The sequence below is a fragment of the Xylophilus sp. Leaf220 genome (genome assembly GCF_001421705.1).
Classification (GTDB): Bacteria; Pseudomonadota; Gammaproteobacteria; order Burkholderiales; family Burkholderiaceae_C; genus Xylophilus.
Window position 1 is genome coordinate 46,298 of record NZ_LMKO01000005.1, and the last position, 17,192, is coordinate 63,489.

The 17,192-nt window shown below is 72.7% G+C and carries 16 protein-coding genes; 7 read left to right on the plus strand and 9 right to left on the minus strand.

Features of this window, described 5'->3' with window-relative positions; genetic code table 11:
• Window positions 1-11: 11 nt before the first annotated feature.
• Together ASE76_RS07040 and radA are read right to left on the minus strand one after the other, a co-directional pair.
• A complete protein-coding gene (locus ASE76_RS07040; RefSeq protein ID WP_055836892.1) occupies window positions 12-1,517 on the minus strand; it encodes a BCCT family transporter in 1,506 nt (501 codons plus the stop codon).
• A gap of 633 nt (window positions 1,518-2,150) precedes the next feature.
• Window positions 2,151-3,566: a DNA repair protein RadA gene (radA, locus tag ASE76_RS07045; RefSeq protein WP_055836894.1), complete on the minus strand. Its 1,416-nt coding sequence runs from the start codon at window positions 3,564-3,566 to the stop codon at window positions 2,151-2,153.
• Between the two features lie 166 nt (window positions 3,567-3,732).
• On the opposite strand from radA, the gene ASE76_RS07050 reads away from it, so the two are divergent.
• From ASE76_RS07050 to ASE76_RS07060, 3 genes are all read left to right on the plus strand, one after another.
• Entirely contained in the window at window positions 3,733-4,557 is an 825-nt protein-coding gene (locus tag ASE76_RS07050) for an SDR family NAD(P)-dependent oxidoreductase (protein ID WP_082448129.1), read from the plus strand.
• Window positions 4,558-4,689: 132 nt separating this feature from the next.
• Window positions 4,690-6,450: a dihydroxy-acid dehydratase gene (locus tag ASE76_RS07055; protein ID WP_055836897.1), complete on the plus strand. Its 1,761-nt coding sequence runs from the start codon at window positions 4,690-4,692 to the stop codon at window positions 6,448-6,450.
• Between the two features lie 71 nt (window positions 6,451-6,521).
• Window positions 6,522-7,526, plus strand: a complete 1,005-nt coding sequence (locus ASE76_RS07060) for a Bug family tripartite tricarboxylate transporter substrate binding protein (protein WP_055836900.1) — start codon at window positions 6,522-6,524, stop codon at window positions 7,524-7,526.
• On the opposite strand, the gene ASE76_RS07065 is transcribed toward ASE76_RS07060, so the two are convergent.
• Both ASE76_RS07065 and ASE76_RS07070 read right to left on the minus strand, forming a co-directional pair.
• A complete protein-coding gene (locus tag ASE76_RS07065) occupies window positions 7,523-8,035 on the minus strand; it encodes a hypothetical protein (protein ID WP_055836903.1) in 513 nt (170 codons plus the stop codon). The genes ASE76_RS07060 and ASE76_RS07065 overlap by 4 nt on opposite strands.
• Before the next feature lie 76 nt (window positions 8,036-8,111).
• A complete protein-coding gene (locus tag ASE76_RS07070; RefSeq protein WP_055836906.1) occupies window positions 8,112-9,353 on the minus strand; it encodes an acyltransferase in 1,242 nt (413 codons plus the stop codon).
• A 140-nt stretch (window positions 9,354-9,493) separates the two neighbouring features.
• Here ASE76_RS07070 and ASE76_RS07075 point away from each other — a divergent pair, with 140 nt between their 5' ends.
• Together ASE76_RS07075 and ASE76_RS07080 are read left to right on the plus strand one after the other, a co-directional pair.
• Window positions 9,494-10,063 carry a cob(I)yrinic acid a,c-diamide adenosyltransferase gene (locus ASE76_RS07075; RefSeq protein WP_055836909.1) on the plus strand — a complete coding sequence of 190 codons (570 nt, stop codon included), beginning with the start codon at window positions 9,494-9,496 and terminating at the stop codon, window positions 10,061-10,063.
• A 128-nt stretch (window positions 10,064-10,191) separates the two neighbouring features.
• On the plus strand, window positions 10,192-11,091 hold the full coding sequence (locus ASE76_RS07080) for a LysR family transcriptional regulator (protein ID WP_055836912.1): 900 nt from the start codon (window positions 10,192-10,194) through the stop codon (window positions 11,089-11,091).
• A 108-nt stretch (window positions 11,092-11,199) separates the two neighbouring features.
• Here the strand turns inward: ASE76_RS07080 and ASE76_RS07085 are convergent, their stop codons facing one another.
• A complete protein-coding gene (locus tag ASE76_RS07085) occupies window positions 11,200-12,423 on the minus strand; it encodes a D-amino acid dehydrogenase (RefSeq protein WP_055836916.1) in 1,224 nt (407 codons plus the stop codon).
• 324 nt (window positions 12,424-12,747) lie between these two features.
• On the opposite strand from ASE76_RS07085, the gene ASE76_RS20945 reads away from it, so the two are divergent.
• Together ASE76_RS20945 and ASE76_RS20950 are read left to right on the plus strand one after the other, a co-directional pair.
• A complete protein-coding gene (locus ASE76_RS20945; RefSeq protein WP_055836919.1) occupies window positions 12,748-13,638 on the plus strand; it encodes a transporter substrate-binding domain-containing protein in 891 nt (296 codons plus the stop codon).
• A 65-nt stretch (window positions 13,639-13,703) separates the two neighbouring features.
• A complete protein-coding gene (locus tag ASE76_RS20950; protein WP_255357268.1) occupies window positions 13,704-14,453 on the plus strand; it encodes an aspartate/glutamate racemase family protein in 750 nt (249 codons plus the stop codon).
• Window positions 14,454-14,608: 155 nt separating this feature from the next.
• Here ASE76_RS20950 and ASE76_RS20480 read toward each other — a convergent pair whose 3' ends face one another.
• The 4 genes from ASE76_RS20480 to ASE76_RS07110 are packed head-to-tail and all read right to left on the minus strand — an operon-like array spanning window position 14,609 to window position 17,177.
• Window positions 14,609-14,761 (minus strand): hypothetical protein, encoded by a 153-nt coding sequence (locus ASE76_RS20480; RefSeq protein WP_156362564.1) that lies wholly within the window; start codon window positions 14,759-14,761, stop codon window positions 14,609-14,611.
• A gap of 31 nt (window positions 14,762-14,792) precedes the next feature.
• On the minus strand, window positions 14,793-15,686 hold the full coding sequence (locus ASE76_RS07100) for a triphosphoribosyl-dephospho-CoA synthase (RefSeq protein ID WP_082448133.1): 894 nt from the start codon (window positions 15,684-15,686) through the stop codon (window positions 14,793-14,795).
• Window positions 15,683-16,462 (minus strand): malonate decarboxylase holo-[acyl-carrier-protein] synthase, encoded by a 780-nt coding sequence (gene mdcG / locus ASE76_RS07105; RefSeq protein ID WP_082448135.1) that lies wholly within the window; start codon window positions 16,460-16,462, stop codon window positions 15,683-15,685. The genes ASE76_RS07100 and mdcG overlap by 4 nt, the downstream gene beginning before the upstream one ends.
• Window positions 16,463-16,475: 13 nt before the next feature.
• Entirely contained in the window at window positions 16,476-17,177 is a 702-nt protein-coding gene (locus ASE76_RS07110; protein ID WP_055836925.1) for a biotin-independent malonate decarboxylase subunit gamma, read from the minus strand.
• Window positions 17,178-17,192: the final 15 nt, after the last annotated feature.

The following is a 17,192-nucleotide window of genomic DNA, read 5'->3' on the forward strand; positions in this document are numbered from 1 at the left end:
TGGGGCGTGTGTCAGGCCGCGGGTTCGACCAGCGCGCGCATCTTCTTGCGCAATGCCTTGTCGCGGCGCTGCTCGTCGTCCCAGTCCTGCCGCACCGCCAGCAGCAGGGCCACCGCCATCAGCACCAGGACGAACGCGAACGGCAGGGCGAAGACGATGGTGGCGGTCTGCACCGCCTGCAGCCCGCCCGCGAACAGCAGCGACAGCGCGATCGCCGCCACCAGCAGGCCCCACGCCACCTTGATCCAGGCCCGCGGATTGGGATCGCCGCCGGTGCTCATCATGCCCAGCACCAGCGTAGCCGAATCGCCGGAGGTGACGAAGAACACAACGACCAGCACGGTGGCCACCACCGACATGGCGGTGCCCATCGGCAGTGCATTGAACATCGCGAACATGGCGGTGGCCGCATCCGACTGCACCGCCGCGCCCAGCCCGGCGTCGTGGAAGATCTCCAGGTTCAGCGCGGTGCCCCCGAAGATGGCGAACCACATGAAGCCGACCAGCGTCGGCGCCAGCACCGTGCCCACCAGGAACTGCCGGATCGTCCGGCCGCGCGAGACGCGGGCGATGAACAGCCCCACGAAAGGCGACCACGACACCCACCAGGCCCAGTAGAAGATCGTCCAGTCGCCCACCCAGGAGCTGTCCCGGAAGGGCGACATGCGCAGGCTGGTGCGCACGAATTCGCTCAAATAGGCGCCCAGCGTGTTGGTGAAGGTGTTGACGATCGCGACCGTCGGCCCCAGCACGAACACCACCAGCGCCAGCACGGCGGCCAGCACCAGGTTGCCGATCGAGAGCCATTTGACGCCGCGCTCCACGCCGCTGACGGCCGAGGCGATAAACATCGCGGTGGTCACCACGATGATCGCCGCCTGCGCGGTAGTGCCCACCGGCACGCCGAACACCGCGTGCAGCCCGCCGTTGATCTGCGTCGCGCCCATGCCCAGCGAGGCCGCGACGCCGAACGCGGTGGCCACCGTGGCCAGCACGTTCACCACCGGCGACAGCCGCCGCATGCCGCGCCAGGGCAGCGATTCGGTGGCCGAGCTGACCAGCGCGGGCGCCTTGCGGCGGAACTGGAAGAACCCGATCGCCAGGCCCACGATGCCGTAGATCGCCCAGGGGTGCAGCCCCCAGTGGAAGAAGGCGTAGCGCATCGCCGCGCCCGCCGCCTCGGGCGTGCCGGCGGCGATGCCCGGCGGCGGCTTCAGGTAGTGCGAGATCGGCTCGGCCACGCCCCAGAACACCAGCCCGATGCCCATGCCCGCGGCGAACAGCATCGCGAACCAGGCGCCCACCGAGAACTCGGGCTCGTCGTCCTCGTCGCCCAGCTTCAGGTCGCCGTACCGGCTGGCCGCCAGGAACAGCGCCAGCAGCACCAGTCCCAGCACCACCCACAGGTAGAGCCAGCCGAAGTTGCGGGTGATGCTCGCCAGCGCGCCGCCGAAGAACCGGTCGAGCGCCGCCGGCGCCGCCAGGCCCCAGACCACCACCGTGGCGATGATGGCCATCGAGGCGAGCAACGGGCCGTTGCGGCGGAGGAAGGGGGTCGTGGTGTCTGCAGGGGTCGTCGTCATGCGGGGGAGTATTGGGGCAGACGGCCGACGTCGGGTTTCCAGCCGTGATTTCAGAGGGAAAAAGGGCTGTAGCCGGCTTGCGGTAATGGCGGGTAGCTATCGATTCGGTAGCGCGGGTTGGGGTTGGGGTTGGGGTGTGCCGGGCTCGCGCCGACGGCGTACTCTGCTCCGCGACTGTCCCCCGGCCTGCGGCCTCCTCCTTTATGTCGCTGCGCAGAGCACGCCATCGTCACGATCCCTTTCGGGTGCTTGATCGACGGTGGCAGGGGGGGGGCGCCTGCGACGGGCGTGGCTCCTACGCAAGACCTCGATGCGGACACAGCGCCAGCGACCTGGGCCTGCTACTGATCGACCTGCACGACGCTAGGCTTCCAGGGCCGGGAGCGTCGGGTGACCCCCGCAGCGAAATAAAGGGGGAGGCCGCAGGCCGGAGGACATTCGCGGAGGGGGTCACCCGGCGATCACGGACCCCGCACCCGCCAAACCCCGCCACAAACAAAAACGCTATGAATTAAATAGCAAGAGGTCGGCGCTGAAAGACGGCCACAGCCATTCCAAGCATAAAAACTACTGCAGCCGCCGCACCACGTCCATCGCCTCTTCCACCCGCTCGACAGGATGGATCTCCAGCCCTTCGATCGGCTTCTTGGGCATGTTGGCCTTGGGCACCACCGCCACGGTGAAGCCCAGCTTGGCGGCCTCGCGCAGACGCTCCTGGCCGCGGGGCGCCGGCCGCACCTCGCCGGCCAGGCCCACCTCGCCGAAGGCCAGGAAGCCCTTGGGGAGCGGCTTGCCGCGCAGGCTGCCGGTGATCGCGAACATCACCGCCAGGTCGGCCGCCGGCTCGGTGATCCGCACGCCGCCCACCGCGTTGACGAACACGTCCTGGTCCATGCAGGCCACGCCCGCGTGGCGGTGCAGCACCGCCAGCAGCATCGCCAGCCGGTCGCGGTCCAGGCCCACCGACAGGCGCCGCGGGCTGGGGCCGCCGGCATCGACCAGCGCCTGGATCTCCACCAGCATCGGCCGGGTGCCCTCCAGCGTCACCATCACGCAGCTGCCGGGCACCGGCTCGGTGTGCTGGCTCAGGAAGATCGCGCTGGGGTTGCTCACGCCCTTCAGCCCCTTCTCGGTCATCGCGAATACGCCGATCTCGTTGACCGCGCCGAAGCGGTTCTTGATCGCCCGCACCAGCCGGAAGCTGCTGTGCGTGTCGCCCTCGAAGTAGAGCACCGTGTCGACCATGTGCTCCAGCACCCGCGGACCGGCCAGGGAGCCGTCCTTGGTGACGTGGCCGACCAGCACGATCGCCACGCCGCTGGCCTTGGCCGCGCGGGTCAGGTGGGCCGCGCATTCGCGCACCTGCGCCACCGAGCCGGGGGCCGAGGTCAGCTGGTCGGAGTACACCGTCTGGATCGAATCGATCACCGCCACCGCCGGGCGCAGCTGGTCGAGCGTCGCCAAAATTTTCTCCAGCTGGATCTCGGCCAGCACCTGCACCTGGGAGCAGTCCAACCCCAGCCGGCGCGCCCGCATCGCCACCTGCGCGCCGCTTTCCTCGCCGGTCACGTACAGGGTGTCGAGCCCGCCCGGGGCGGTGCCGTCGCCCTCCAGCGGCCGGCGCGAGAGCGCGTCCAGCGCCTGCAGCAGCAGGGTCGATTTGCCGATGCCCGGATCGCCGCCGATCAGCACCACGCCGCCCTCGACGATGCCGCCGCCCAGCACCCGGTCCAGCTCGTCCAGGCCGGTGGGGGTGCGAGCGAAATCGCTGGCCTCGATGTCGGCCAACAGCGTGACCGACGCGGTCTGCGCCAGGGCCGCGAAGGCCGGCGTCGCCAGCCGGTTCTTGCCCGGCGGCGCGGCGGCGGGCGCCACCGATTCCTCCAGCGTGTTCCAGGCGCCGCAGTGCGGGCATTTGCCGAGCCAGCGGGGACTGGTGCCGCCGCAGGCGTTGCAGGTGTAGAGGGTCTTGTCCTTGGCCATGAGGAGGGCGACTATAGGCGGTCGCGGCGCATCGGCACCGCCGCCGCGCCCATGCCCGGCCACGCCGCAGGGCCTGCGGCTCGGGACTAACCCCCTGGGCGGCGCCGGGCCGGATGCCGATACTCGGAGGCTTTGCGCCCGGTGCCGTCCGCAGCGCCTCTTTTGCATGGCTTCGACCTCCGCTCCGCCCCCTTCCGCTGCCCGCGCCACCAACGCCGAAACGCCTTCGCCGCGCCCCGTCTGCCTCGTCACCGGTGCCGCCGGCGGCATCGGCGCGGCCTGCGTGCGGGCCTTCGCCGACGGGGGCTGGCACGTCGGCATAGCCCACCTGCCGGGCGAGGCCGCGGAGGCCGCGGCGCTGGCCGCAGAATGCGCGGCCGGCACCACCCTGCTGCTGCCGCTCGACATCACCGACGACGCCGCCTGCCGCGCCGCCGCCGCACAGGCGCAGGCCCGCTGGGGCCGCATCGACGCGCTGGTGCAGTGTGCCGGCACCACCCGGTTCGTGCCGCATGCCGACCTGGACGGGCTCGACGCGGCCGAGTTCCACCGCACCTACGGCGTCAACGTGGTCGGCATGTACCAGATGGCGCGGGCCTGCGCGCCGGTGCTGGCGGCCGCGCCGGGGCAGGGCGCCATCGTCAACATCTCCTCGATCGGCGGGCTGCTCGGCCGGGGCTCGTCGATCGCCTACGCGGCGTCGAAGGGCGCGGTGAACACGATGACGGTGGCGCTGGCCCGTGCGCTGGCGCCTTCGGTGCGGGTCAACGCGATCGCGCCGGGCTTCGTGGCGGGCGGCCTGCCGCAGCGGGTGCTGGCGGCCGATGCGCTGGCCCGGGTGGAGGCGGCGCAGACGGCGGCCGCGCCGCTGCAGCGGGTGTCGCAACCCTCGGAGGTGGCGGCGCTGGCGTTCTTCCTGGCCACCGCCGCGCCGGGCATGACCGGCGAGGTGCTGATGATGGACAACGGCCTGCACCTCAATGCTGGATGAGCCGCACACCCCCAGGCTTCGCACTGCGGGTCTTCGCCCACCCCCTTGCAGGGGGCACGACCGGCGGACCGGCGGAGCCGGATCCGCGGTCGTCCTGAAACATTCGATCGCTTACCCTTTTGGCCTTGCACGATGAACGACCACGACGCTTCCCCCGACACGCCCGACAACCCGCCGGATCGCCCGCCGTTCCGCTCGGCCACCATCCGCGCCGGCACGATCCGGGCCACCACCCGCAGCTTCCTGCACGCGCTGGGGCAGGACGACGAGGACATCGAACGGCCCCACATCGGCGTGTTCCACACCGGCGGCGAGATGAGCCCGTGCAACCTCAACCTGCGCGAGCAGGCGCAGCATGCCAAGACCGGCATCTACGCCGGGGGCGGCACGCCGCACGAATGCCCGGTGGTGTCGGTGAGCGACGGGCTGACGATGGCGCATTCGGGCATGCGGTTCTCGCTGGTCTCGCGCGAGCTGATCGCCGACAGCGTCGAGGCCTCGACCCGCGGCCACCAGTGGGACGGCATCTTCGCCATCGGCGCCTGCGACAAGAACCTGCCGGGGCTGATGATGGGCATGGTCCGCTGCAACGTGCCCGGCGTGTTCGTGCACGGCGGCTCGGCGCTGCCGGGCCAGATGCCGGGGCCCGACGGGCGCGACCTGAACGTGGTCGACACCTACGAGACCATCGGCCAGGTGCTGGCCGGCACCGCCACGCCCGAGGCGCTCGACGCGATGAGCCGCGCCTGCCTGCCCACCGCCGGCGCCTGCGCCGGGCAGTTCACCGCCAACACGATGGGCATGGTGTCGGAGGCGCTGGGCCTGGCGCCCATCGGCTCGTCGATGGTGCCGGCGGTGTTCAGCGAGCGGGCGCCGCTGATGCGCCGCGCCGCGCGGCAACTGATGAAGGCGGTGCTGGGCGATGGCCCGCTGCCGCGCGACATCGTCACCCGCCAGGCGCTGGAGAACGCCTGCGCGGTGGTGAGCGCCACCGGCGGCTCGACCAACGCCGCGCTGCACCTGCCGGCCATCGCGCACGAGGCGGGCATCCGGTTCCACCTCGACGACGTGGCCGAGGTCTTCGCCCGCACCCCGCTGGTCGCCGACCTGCGGCCCGGCGGCCGCTACCTGGCGCGCGACGTGTTCTACATCGGCGGGGCCGGCGTGATCCTGCGCACGCTGCTGGAGCAGGGCTACCTGCACGGCGGGGCGCTCACCTTCACCGGCCGCACGCTGGCCGAAGAACTGCAGGGCGCCGCCGCACCCGACGGCCGGGTGGTGCGGGCGCCAGGCGACGCGGTCTCGGCCGACGGCGGCCTGGCGGTGCTGAAGGGCAACCTCTGCCCCGACGGCGCATTGCTCAAGACCGCGGGCCTGGGCACCCTGGTGTTCCGCGGCCCGGCCCGCGTCTTCGAATGCGAGGAGCATGCCCAGGCCGCGGTGCAGCACCGCCGCTATGCCGCCGGCGACGTGATCGTGATCCGCAACGAAGGCCCGCGCGGCAGCCCCGGCATGCGCGAGATGCTGGGCATCACCGCGCTGCTCTACGGCCAGGGCATGGGCGACCGGGTGGCGCTGCTGACCGACGGCCGTTTCTCGGGCGCGACCCGGGGCCTGTGCATCGGCTACGCCGGCCCCGAGGCGGCCGACGGCGGTCCCATCGCCGCGCTGCGGGACGGCGACATGGTCGCGATCGACGCGCGCCCCGCCGCCCGCAGCATTTCGGTGGAGCTGGGCGATGCGGACATCGCGCGGCGATTGGCCGGTCGTCTGGAAAACACGGGGGTGCGGCTGGGCGGGTTGCTGGAAAAATACGCCCACACCGTGCGGCCCGCCCACCAGGGCGCGGTGACCCATTCGGGCGCCGTGACCTGGCTGCGCGACGCGTCCTGACACCGCGCCGCCGCGGGCCGCGATCCCATTCCTCGACAACTCTTACCGCGGGCCCCGGGCCCGACCCCGACATGACGTTCTCCGCTTCCTTCTCCCGCCGCGCGCTGCTGCACACGGCCGGCGCATCCGCCCTGCTGGCCTCGGTCGGCCGACAGGCCTGGGCCCAAGCCGCAGTGCCCGAGACGCTGCGCATCATCACCGGCTTCGCCGCCGGCGGCACCTCCGACAACATCTGCCGCCGGGTCGCGACCAAGCTCAGCCCCGACTACGCGAAGGCCGCGGTGGTCGAGAACCGCACCGGCGCCGGCGGCCAGATCGCGATCCAGTACGTCAAGGGCCAGCCGGCCGACGGCACCACCGTGCTGCAGACGCCGACCTCGATGCTCACCATCTACCCGCACATCTACAAGAAACTGCCGTACGACGTGGCGACCGACATCACGCCGGTCTCGCTCGGCTGCATCTTCGATTTCGGGTTCGCGGTGGGGCCGTCGGTGCCCGCATCGGTCAAGAACGTGCAGGATTTCCTGGCCTGGGCCAAGGCCAACCCGGCGGGTGCCAACTTCGGCTCGCCGGCGGCCGGCTCCACTCCGCATTTCATCGGCGCGCTGCTAGGCAAGAACGCGGGCGTCGATTTGAAGCACGCCGCCTACCGCGGCACGCAGCCCGCGATGCTGGACCTGCTGGGCGGCAACATCTCGGCGGTGTCGGGCCCCATCGGCGACATCACCCAGCACCTGGCCAGCGGCAAGGTGCGGATCCTGAGCGTATCGGGCGCCAAGCGCAGCCGCTTCGCACCCGACGTGCCCACGCTCGTCGAGCAGGGCTTCCAGGACATGGCGTTCAGCGAATGGTTCGCCTTCTACCTGCCGCCCAAGGCCGCGCCGGAACTGGTGGCGCGGCTCAATGGCGCGTTCAAGACGGCACTGGCGCAGAAGGACGTGGTGGATGGCCTGTCGACCTTCGGGCTCGAAGCCATGCCGAGCACGCCGGCCGAGCTGGCCGAGCTGGTGCGCAAGGACACGGCGCGCTGGGCGCCGATCGTCAAGAGCATCGGCTTCACCGCCGAGGCTTAACTCCCGACGGCCGCCTGCAGCTCGGCGAGGGAGACGGCGCCGTCGCGGTTGCTGTCCACCCGGTCGAAGTTGCGGGCCAGGTCGGGCAGGCGTTCGGCCTCGGTGCGGCTCAGGCGGCCGTCGTGGTCGGCATCGGCGCGGCCGAAGATCGCGGTCACGTCGGGCTTGCCGGCCGGGGCGGCGCTGGCCACCGGTGCGGGTGCCAGGCCGGGTTGCGCCGCGACCGACGGGGGCGCCATCGTGCCGGCGGAACCGGGCGGCACGGCCATCGGCGCGGGCTGGCTGCGGGCGGTGGCGCTGCCCTGTGCGGGCGCGGTCACCGACAGCGGCATGTTGGCACGGCCGTCCGGCCCCAGCTGCGCATGCGAGGCCAGTGCCACGCCCATCGCCAGCCCGGCGAAGAGCAGCACGCTGCGGGCATCGAAGCCGGTGGGAACTGCGCCCTGGGCACGGCGCAGCGCGCGGGTGAGGGTGCCGGTGGCGGCGGTCGTCGTCGTTGTGTGGTTCATGGGTGCCTTTCGTGTCGGACGATGAGAAGAACCCGCATTCGATACGCCCGGGCGCCGCAGGGCCAGCGTTATTGCCTCATGTTGCCGCGCTGACATTTGGCTTGCCACCGAAACATCCTGGCGCGCCGTGTACGGCCGCCTGCGGTGCCGGCGCCGCGCGTCGCTCCAGCCACCGCGAAAGCGCCTTGCCGGCCCGCATCGACGGCAGCTCCACCCCGCGGTGCACCGCGTACGCCAGGCCCACGATCAGCGCCAGCGAGAAGCCGAGCGCCGCCCACGGCGGCATGCCGGTATCGGCCAGGTAGCGCAGCAGCGCGAAGCCGAAAAGGCAGTGCACCGCATACAGCGGAAAGCTGATCCGCGCCAGGAAGTCGATCAGCGGATGCGGCCGGAAATGCGCGCGGTAGGCATACGCGGTGGCGAAGACGGCCACGTTGAGCACGTACACGTCGCTCACCATCGGCACCTGCTCGGCCTTGGCGGAACGGGCCCAGGCCAGCAGCACCAGCGCCAGCAGGCCGGCCCCGGCGGCCACCAGCGTGCGGCCGGCAATCCAGCCGCGCAGGTGGTAGTAGAAAAGCGTGCCCACCATCATGTAGGGCACGAAGCACAGCTCGGCCGCCAGCGCGCGCCAGTCGAGGCCGCCCGCCATGCCCAGGCGCGGGGCGGCCAGGTTCAGTCCTAGCACCGCCACGCCCGCCAGCAGCAGCGGCCAGGCCCGGCCGCGCGGCGTGCAGGCGGCCAGCAACGCCATCGCCAGGTAGAACTTCAGCTCAATCGCCAGCGTCCAGTTCACCGGGTCGAGGGTGGGCACGCCGGTCACCGTGTGCACCAGCAGGGCATTGGCCGCGACGGCGGCGCCGTCCGGCGCGAAGGGCCGGCCCCAGTACAGCGACGAGGCCCACACCGCCGCCAGCCCGATCGCCAGGCAGGCCAGGTAGGTCGGGTAGATGCGCAGCACCCGTGCCGCGAGGAAGGGCCCCGGCCGCAGGCGCTCCAGCGACATCGGGATCACGAAGCCGCTCACCAGGAAGAAGATCGACACGCCGAACGGGCCGAAGGCGAACAGGTCCACCAGCGCCGGCAGGCGGGTCGGCACCGCCTCCATCGGCGGGGCCGCCACGAAACGGCCGACGGTCTCGCGCCAGGCCCAGAAGCCGCCGAACAGGTGGTAGACAATGACCGCGACGGCGGCGAGGCTGCGCAACTGGTCGGCGAAGACGATCTTGCCGTGCGGCCCTGCCGGCGCGGTCGGTTCTGCGGGTGGCGCGCCGGGCGCCGATGCGGCGGATGCGGGTAGCGGATGCGGTGTCTGCAAATCGGGTTCTCCAAAAAGAAGCGGCCCGCAAGCGGGCCGTGCGGCATTGCAGCAGCGTGCGCGGCCGGGTCCGTGTCGAGTTGTAGGCCGGCGGCACCGCACAATCCCCCTCTTTTCCAGACGCAGCAGGACACGCACGCATGGGCCAACGCCTCACCCAGATCGCCACCCGCACCGGAGACGACGGCTCCACCGGCCTAGGCGACAACCGCCGCGTGCCCAAGGACCACCTGCGGGTGCAGGCCCTGGGCGACGTGGACGAGCTCAATTCGCATGTCGGCCTGCTGCTCTGCGAGCCGATGGCGGGCGAGGTGCGCGGCCTGCTGGTCGAGGTGCAGCACCACCTGTTCGACCTGGGCGGCGAGCTGTCGATCCCCGGCTTCGAGCTGCTGAAGGATGCGGCGCTGCTGCGGCTCGACACCGCGCTGCAGACCTTCAACGCCGCCCTGCCGCGGCTGGAGGAGTTCATCCTGCCGGCAGGCTCCCGCGCCGCGTCGCAGGCCCACGTGTGCCGCACCGTGGCCCGCCGGGCCGAGCGCACCGTGGTCGCGCTGGGGCTGGCCGAGCCGCTGCGCGATGCGCCGCGCCGCTACCTCAACCGGCTGTCCGACCTGCTCTTCGTGCTCGCCCGCACCCTGAACCGCATGGACGGCGGCGACGACGTCTACTGGAAGAGCGAGCGCATGGCCCGCGCCGGAGACGCGGCGTGAGCCGGCGGGCCTGCGGCCCGTTTCGCGGCGCGTGCGCCGATACAGCATCTCGGCACTGTTACCGCCTGCCTGCATCTGCGCGCACGGCCGTAGGTGCACGGCGCACGGCCTGAGCGGGAGCGGCGACCATGCGGCTGCGCCACATCGAGGTCTTCAACGCGATCATGCTCACCGGCAGCGTCAGCGCGGCGGCGCGGCTGATCAACGTCACCCAGCCGGCGGTCAGCCGCACGCTGCAGCATGCCGAGCTGCAGCTGGGCTTTCCGCTGTTCCAGCGCACCCGCGGCCGGCTGGTGCCGACCAACGAGGCGCTCACGCTGTACCCGCACATCGAGCGGCTCTTCGGCCAGCTCGACGAGGTGCAGCGCCTGGCCGAGAACCTGCGCACCGCGCAGGACGTGGGCGAGCTGCGCATCCTCACGGTGCTGGCGCTCAGCTACGAGGTGCTGCCGCGCGCGCTGCACATCTTCCGCCAGCAGCATGCGGCGATCGCGGTGCGGGTCGAGGCGCTGCACTCGCCGCAGATCATGTCGGCGCTGCTGCTGCGCGAGGCCGACGTGGGCTTCGTCTTCAGCCCGGTGGTGCATCCGGCCCTCACGCAGGAGGCGCTGGCCGAGAGCCGCATCGTCTGCATCGCGCCCAAGGGCATGCTGGCCGCACGGCTGGTGCGGCGCGGCTGGGTGGCGCTGGACGACATCGCCGAACTGCCCGCGGTGGTGCTGGATGCGCGCGACCCGGTCGGCACCAGCCTGAGCCAGGCCTGCCGCGAAGCGGGCGTCGGCCTGCAGGCGGTGGTGACGGTGCAGACCTACCACGCGGCGCTGTCGATGGCGCACTACGGCCTGGGCGTGGCCCTGGTCGACGGCTGCACCGCCGGCTCGGCCGACCGCGAGCGGGTCGACGTGCTGCGGCTGGAGCCGCACATCCCGGTGCCGATCCGGGTGCTGCGCCAGGCCGACACGCCCGATTCGGTGGTGGTGCGGGCGATCACCCGGGCGATGAAGCAGGCCTTGAAGGACATCACCTAGCGCATCCCCAGGCGCCGCACTGCATGTCTGCGCCAACCCCTTCGCCGGGGCGGCGCCGGTTCCACGGTGTTGCAGGCCGGGAACGCGCCGGCGGTCCGGGCATGGCCGTCAGACCATCGTCTCGATCCGTGCCGCGGTTCCGAAGGCCAGGGTGAAGCCGAGTGCGCCGTGCCCGGTGTTGAACAGCAAGCCTTCGGGCGTGCCCGGCAGGCGGCCGACGACCGGGCGGCCGGTGGGCGTGGCGGGGCGCATGCCGGTCCAGTGCTGCAGCTCGGGCGCGCTGGCCAGCTGCGGAAACACCGAGCGCGTGGCCTGCCGCAGCATGGCGATGCGCGCTGGCGGAATGCTGCTGCCGTGGCCCACGATCTCGGCCATGCCCGCCACCCGCAGCCGGTCGCCGATGCGGGCGAAGACCACCTTGCGCGGGCTGTCGGTGATGCTGACCCGCGGGCCGGCGGCGGCACCGGTGCCGCCGCCCTGCGCGGCCAGGTCCAGCGTCAGGCTGTAGCCCTTCAGCGGGTACACCGGCACCCGCACCCCCAGCGTGCGTGCCAGCCGCCACGACGCGGTGCCCAGCGCCACCACGATGCGGTCGGCCTCCAGCACGCCCTGCGCGGTGCGCAGGCCCACGGCGCGGCCCTGGCACACCTCCGCGCCGTGGGCCTCCAGGCCGGTATGCAGCACGGCGCCGCGCTCCACCAGCGCCCGGGCCAATGCCTCGCACACCTTCAGGCAGTCGGCCGCGCATTCGCTCGGCGTGTGGACCGCGCCGGCGATGCGGTGGCGGTAGGCGTCGAGCGCCGGCTCGATCTGCGCGCATTCGGCCGGCGTCACGATGCGCTGTGCGCCGCTGCCCAGGTCCGCCTGCAGCGCCACCTGCCGCTCGGCGCCGGCCAGTGCGGCCGCCGTGCCGTAGAGCACCAGCTTGCCGGTGGCGGAGAAGTCGCAGTCGGGCTGCAGGTCGGCCCGCATCGCCTCGAAGCCGGCGCGGCTCTCGGCCGCCAGGGCCAGCAGCTGCGCGGTGGTTTCGCGGGACGTAGCGGCATTGCAGGCCGCCAGGAACTCCATCGCCCAGCGCCATTGGTGCGGGTCGAGCCGCGGCCGCAGCTTTAAGGGGGAGCCGGGCGACAGCAGCAGCTTGGGCAGTTGCCTCCACAGGCCCGGGTCGGCCAGCGGCTGCACGTAGGAATAGCTGAGCTGCGCCCCGTTGCCGCCGCTGGCGCCCTGGCCGGGCGCGGCCCGGTCGACCACCGTCACCCGGTGGCCGGCGCATTGCAGGCGGTAGGCGGTGGCCAGGCCGGTGATACCGGCGCCGAGCACGCAGACATGCATGGAAAGACTCCTGCTGGAGACCGCGGCCGGGCAGGGCGTCGCACTGGCGGCCGCACCGCGAGCCGCCTGCCGACTGTAGGCCTGCACGGCGCCCCGGCGCATGCGCCTGCCATGGCGGCCCATGCCGGCAGGTTATGGGCGGCGACGGCCCTTCGCGGGCATCGACAGCGCCGCGACCAGCCCATAACATCCGGGCATGGCCGCGCGAACGAAAAGCATGCGCCAGCGCGGTAACGGATTTCTACACTGGCCCGGCGCTTGCATCACTGCCGGCCCGTACCGTCGTCCCGTGTCCGTCCCGTTCCCTCCTACCGAAAGGTTCGCATGAAGCTCCCTGCATCGCTGCTCGCTCCCCTGGCCCTCGCCCTGCTGGCCTCGGCCGGCGTGGCCCAGGCCGACACCCTGTCCAAGATCGCGGAGTCGGGCCAGATCACGCTGGCCTACCGCGAGTCGTCCGCGCCCTTCAGCTACCTGCAGGCGCCCGGCCAGCCGATCGGCTTCTCGGTCGAGATCGCCAACGCGGTGGCCGACGCCGCCCGCAAGCAGCTGGGCAAGCCCGACATCAAGATCAACTGGATGCCGGTTACCTCGCAGAACCGCATCCCGCTGGTGCAGAACGGCACGGTCGACCTGGAGTGCGGCTCCACCACCAACAACACCGCGCGCGGCAAGGAAGTGGCCTTCGCGATCAACTACTTCTACACCGGCACCCGGCTGCTGACCAAGAAGAGCTCGGGCGTGAAGAACTACGCCGACCTGGCCGGCAAGCCGATCTCCACCACCACCGGCACCACCAACCTGCAGGTGCTGCGCAAGTACGACGCCGAGAAGAAGCTGGGCATGCAGTTCACCTTCGGCAAGGACCATGCGGATTCGTTCCTGCTGGTCGAGAGCGGCCGGGCGCTGGCCTTCGGCATGGACGACATCCTGCTCTACGGCCTGAAGGCCAACGCCAAGACGCCCGACGAGTACGAGGTGACCGGCGACGCGCTGCAGGTCGAGCCCTATGCCTGCATGCTGCGCAAGGACGACGCCGGCTTCAAGACCCTGGTCGACGGCGTGATCGGCGGCATGATGAAGACCGGCGCCTTCGAGAAGCTCTACGACAAGTGGTTCCTGCAGCCGATCCCGCCGAAGAACATGCCGCTCAACGTGCCGATGAGCGCCGAGCTGCGCGCCAACATCACCGGCCAGAGCGACAAGCCCGCGATGTGAGCGGCGCCGCAGCAGCCCCCGTCGCCCCACCGGCTAGCGCCGTCTCCGCCGCGGCGGCCGGCACCGTGCCCGCGCATCGCGCGCCGCACACCGTCGGCATCCTCGGCGGCATGGGCCCGGCCGCGGGAGCCGACTTCGTGCGGCTCTTCGTGCAGGCCTGCGCCCGCCAGATGGCCGCGGCCGGCCGGCCGGTGACCGACCAGGGCTTTCCCGAGCACTGGCTGGCGCAGGTGCCGGTGCCCGACCGCAGCCGCGCGCTGGCCGACACCACGCCCGGCCCGCACCAGCCGCTGGATCCGATGCTCGACGCCCTCGGCCGCCTGCACGGCCTGGGCGCGCGCGCGGTGGCCATCGCCTGCAACACCGCGCACGCCTGGCATGCGCCGCTGCAGGCGGGCTATCCGGCGATCGACCTGCTGCACATCGCCGACGAGACCGCCGCGCACCTGGCCGCCGCCGGCACGCGCCAGGCGATCCTGCTGGCGACCGAAGGCACCTACGCCACCGGCCTCTACGACGCCGCCCTGGCGCGGGCCGGCGTGGCCTGCCACCTGCCGACCGCCGCGGAGCGCGCCACCGTCATGCACGGTATCTACGCCGGCGTGAAGGCGGGCGACATGGCCCTGGCCCGCCGCTGCTTCGCCGATGTGGCGGGTGCGATGGCCGCGCGCCATCCGGGCAGCGCCGTCGTGATGGGCTGCACCGAGATTCCGCTGGCGCTGCCGGATGCCGAAGAAGCGCGGCACTGGCAACTGGTCGATCCCACCGCGGTGCTGGCGGAGGCGCTGGCGCGGCGGGCCTACGCGGTCGGCTGACGTCGCGGCGGCGTGGCGGCCGCCCGCTCGGCAAGGTACTCAGCTGGGACGCGCCTGGTCGCGGGCGCCCGCAAAAGGGTACGGCCGCCGCAGGTTGAGCATCCGGCATGGAACAGGGCTCTGGCCGGCGTGGATTGCCGGCCATTAGCTATCATTTAAATAGCATAGACGGCATAGACGGCATAGACGGCATAGACGGCATAGACGGCATAGACGGCATCGACGGCATCGATCAGCCATCCGTGCTGCACTGCGCGGGCGCGCCGACTGCGCCGCAGAGGGCCGAGCGGTAGGTCGCCGCGCAGCACGCGACCTCGGGTGTACGGGACGCCGCCGCCGTCACGCCCCGTCGCAGACCCGCACCACCCAGCAGGCCGCGGCCAGCATGTCGGCCGCGCCGCCGGGCGACAGGCGCCGGGCGACGAAGGCGCGGTGCAGCGACCATGCCGCCTCCGCGCCGCCGGGCCGGGCCGCGCCGCCGGCCGCCAGGTAGTCCCGTGCCGCCTGCTGCGCATCGCGCAGCCCGGCGATGCCGCCGCGGTGGACGAGGTTGGTGTCGTCGAGCACCGCCATCGCCTGGAACAGCGCGTCGCGCCGCGCCTGCTCGGCCGTCAGGCCGCGCCGCATCCCGGCGGCCAGGGCGGGCACCACCTGCTCGAAGAGCGTCGGGAAGCCGGCCGCTGCTTCCTGCGAGGCGCTGCGCAACCCGTGGCGCCGTGCGGCGATGCTGCCGGGCAGGCCGGTGGGGCGGCCGCTGCGGGCGGCCAGCGCGGTGCCCCAGTGCCGTTGCAGCCGGCCGCGCAGCACGGCCGGCGAAAGGGCCGGTGGCCCGTCGCGCAGTGCAGCGCCCGCGGCGGCGCAAAGCAGCCCCAGCGTGAACACCGCGCCCCGGTGGGTGTTGGCGCCGCCGGTGGCCGCCAACATGCGCGCCTCGGCCGCGATGCCGCAGGCCTCCAGCGCCGCGAAAGGGGCGTGCCGCCAGCCCAGCGTGGCGATCTGCACGAAGTAGTGCCGCAGCGCGAACAGGCTGCGCAGGAAGGTGCGCGCGTCCATGTCGGCATGGCTGCCGCTGTCGGCGAAGGAGACCAGGCCCGGCTTGGGCGCCAGCGCAAGTTCGTCGTAGAGCGCGACGGTGGCGGCGCGGCCGATGCGCAGCAGCGCGGCGGCGGGGAGGGTGCCCGGTGTGGCGGCCGACCCCGTCGCAGCGCCGTCGTAGGCAGGCGTGGGCCTCATGCCGCAAGCCCTGCCGCCGCGGCCGCTGCAGCACCCCCTTCGGCAGCCTCCATGCCACCGATCCAGCCGCTCCCCTGCTCCAGCCGCGCACTCCGCAGGCGCTTGACCAGCACCCCGCTCGCCGCACCGGCGCGCCAGGCCCGCCACTCGCGCCAGGCGACGGCGGCGCCGTCGGAGAAGACCAGTTCGCCGTCGAGCCGCGGCGCGGCGCCTTCGGCCTGCGCCAGGCAGCGCACCACTGCGTCTGCGGCCTGCGCATCGGCCACCGGCAGCAGCAGGTCCAGGTCGGAGGTGGCGTGCAAATAGGGCAGGCCGGTGAGGATCTGCCAGCCGTGGCTGCCGTACACCCGGGCGGTGCAGCCGAGCCGCGCCAGGTTTTGCTGCAGCGCGTACCAGGCCGGTGCGGCCGGCGGTGCCAGCAGCGGCGCGACGGCGGCCATCGCCGGGAATGCGGCGGCGCCGGCCTGCAGCAGGCCGCGCGGCAGCTGCAGCGCGATGCGGCGGCGCGACCACCGCAGCGGGGCCGGCAGTCCGAGCGTCACCGTCTCGTCGCACGCCGCCGGTTCCGCCGGCGCAGGGGGCTGGCGCGCGACCACCAGCGGCAGCCGGTGGGCGGCCCAGTGCGCCAGGCAGGCGGCGGCCTCGTCGTCCCAGGGGCGGGCCAGTACCTGCGCCCAGCCGGCCTCTGCCGGCGTCACCAAACTGTGGCGCTGGAGGGCCGGTCCGGGCTCGGCGCCAGGCGCATGCGAGGGCAGGGACGGCGACGGCGACGTCATCGGCGTGCCCCGCTCAGACGCTCTCCAGCACCCGCTGGATCACCGGCCCGGCCAGCGCACGGCCGCCGCGGGCAGCACCGTCGGCGGCGCGCCGGTCTTCGGCCGTGGCGCTGGCCAGCGTCTCGCGCAGGCAGGCGGGCAGGTCGTGCTCCCACAGGCGGCGCACGCCGCCCATCGCCACGTAGTTCCGTACGCCGGGCGCGAAGACCGGGTTGGATCGCGAGAGCTGCGCCAGCATCGCCTCGGGCAGCTTGGTGACGCGTGCCATCGCCGGCAGGCGCATCACCCGGATCTCGGCCTCGGGCAGGGCGTCGCAGGCGTCGGCGATCAGGCCCGAGGTGAGGAAGCCGCCCGACAGCGCCTGGTCGTACACCAGCCCCAGCACCCGGTGGCCCTGGCGCCGCGCGAAGTCGATCGCGCTGCCCAGGTGCGCCATCGCGCGGTTGATGCCCAGCAGCTCGTCGCGGCGGCGCAGCTGCTGGCCCTGCGTATCGACCAGCAGCAGGATCGGCCTGCCGGGGTGCGCCGCCACGGTGTCGAGCACCACGCGGGCCTGCGCCAGTGCCAGCGCCACGCCGATGGGGGCGTGGCCGGTGGTGCCGACCACGGCCAGCGGCGCGCCGTCGAAGATGGCGGTGCCGTGCAGGAAATCGCCGTCGGCCACGATGCCGTGCGACGGGCCGAAGAGCGTGGTGGCCAGGATGTTCCAGTCCATGTCGTCGTCCTTGTG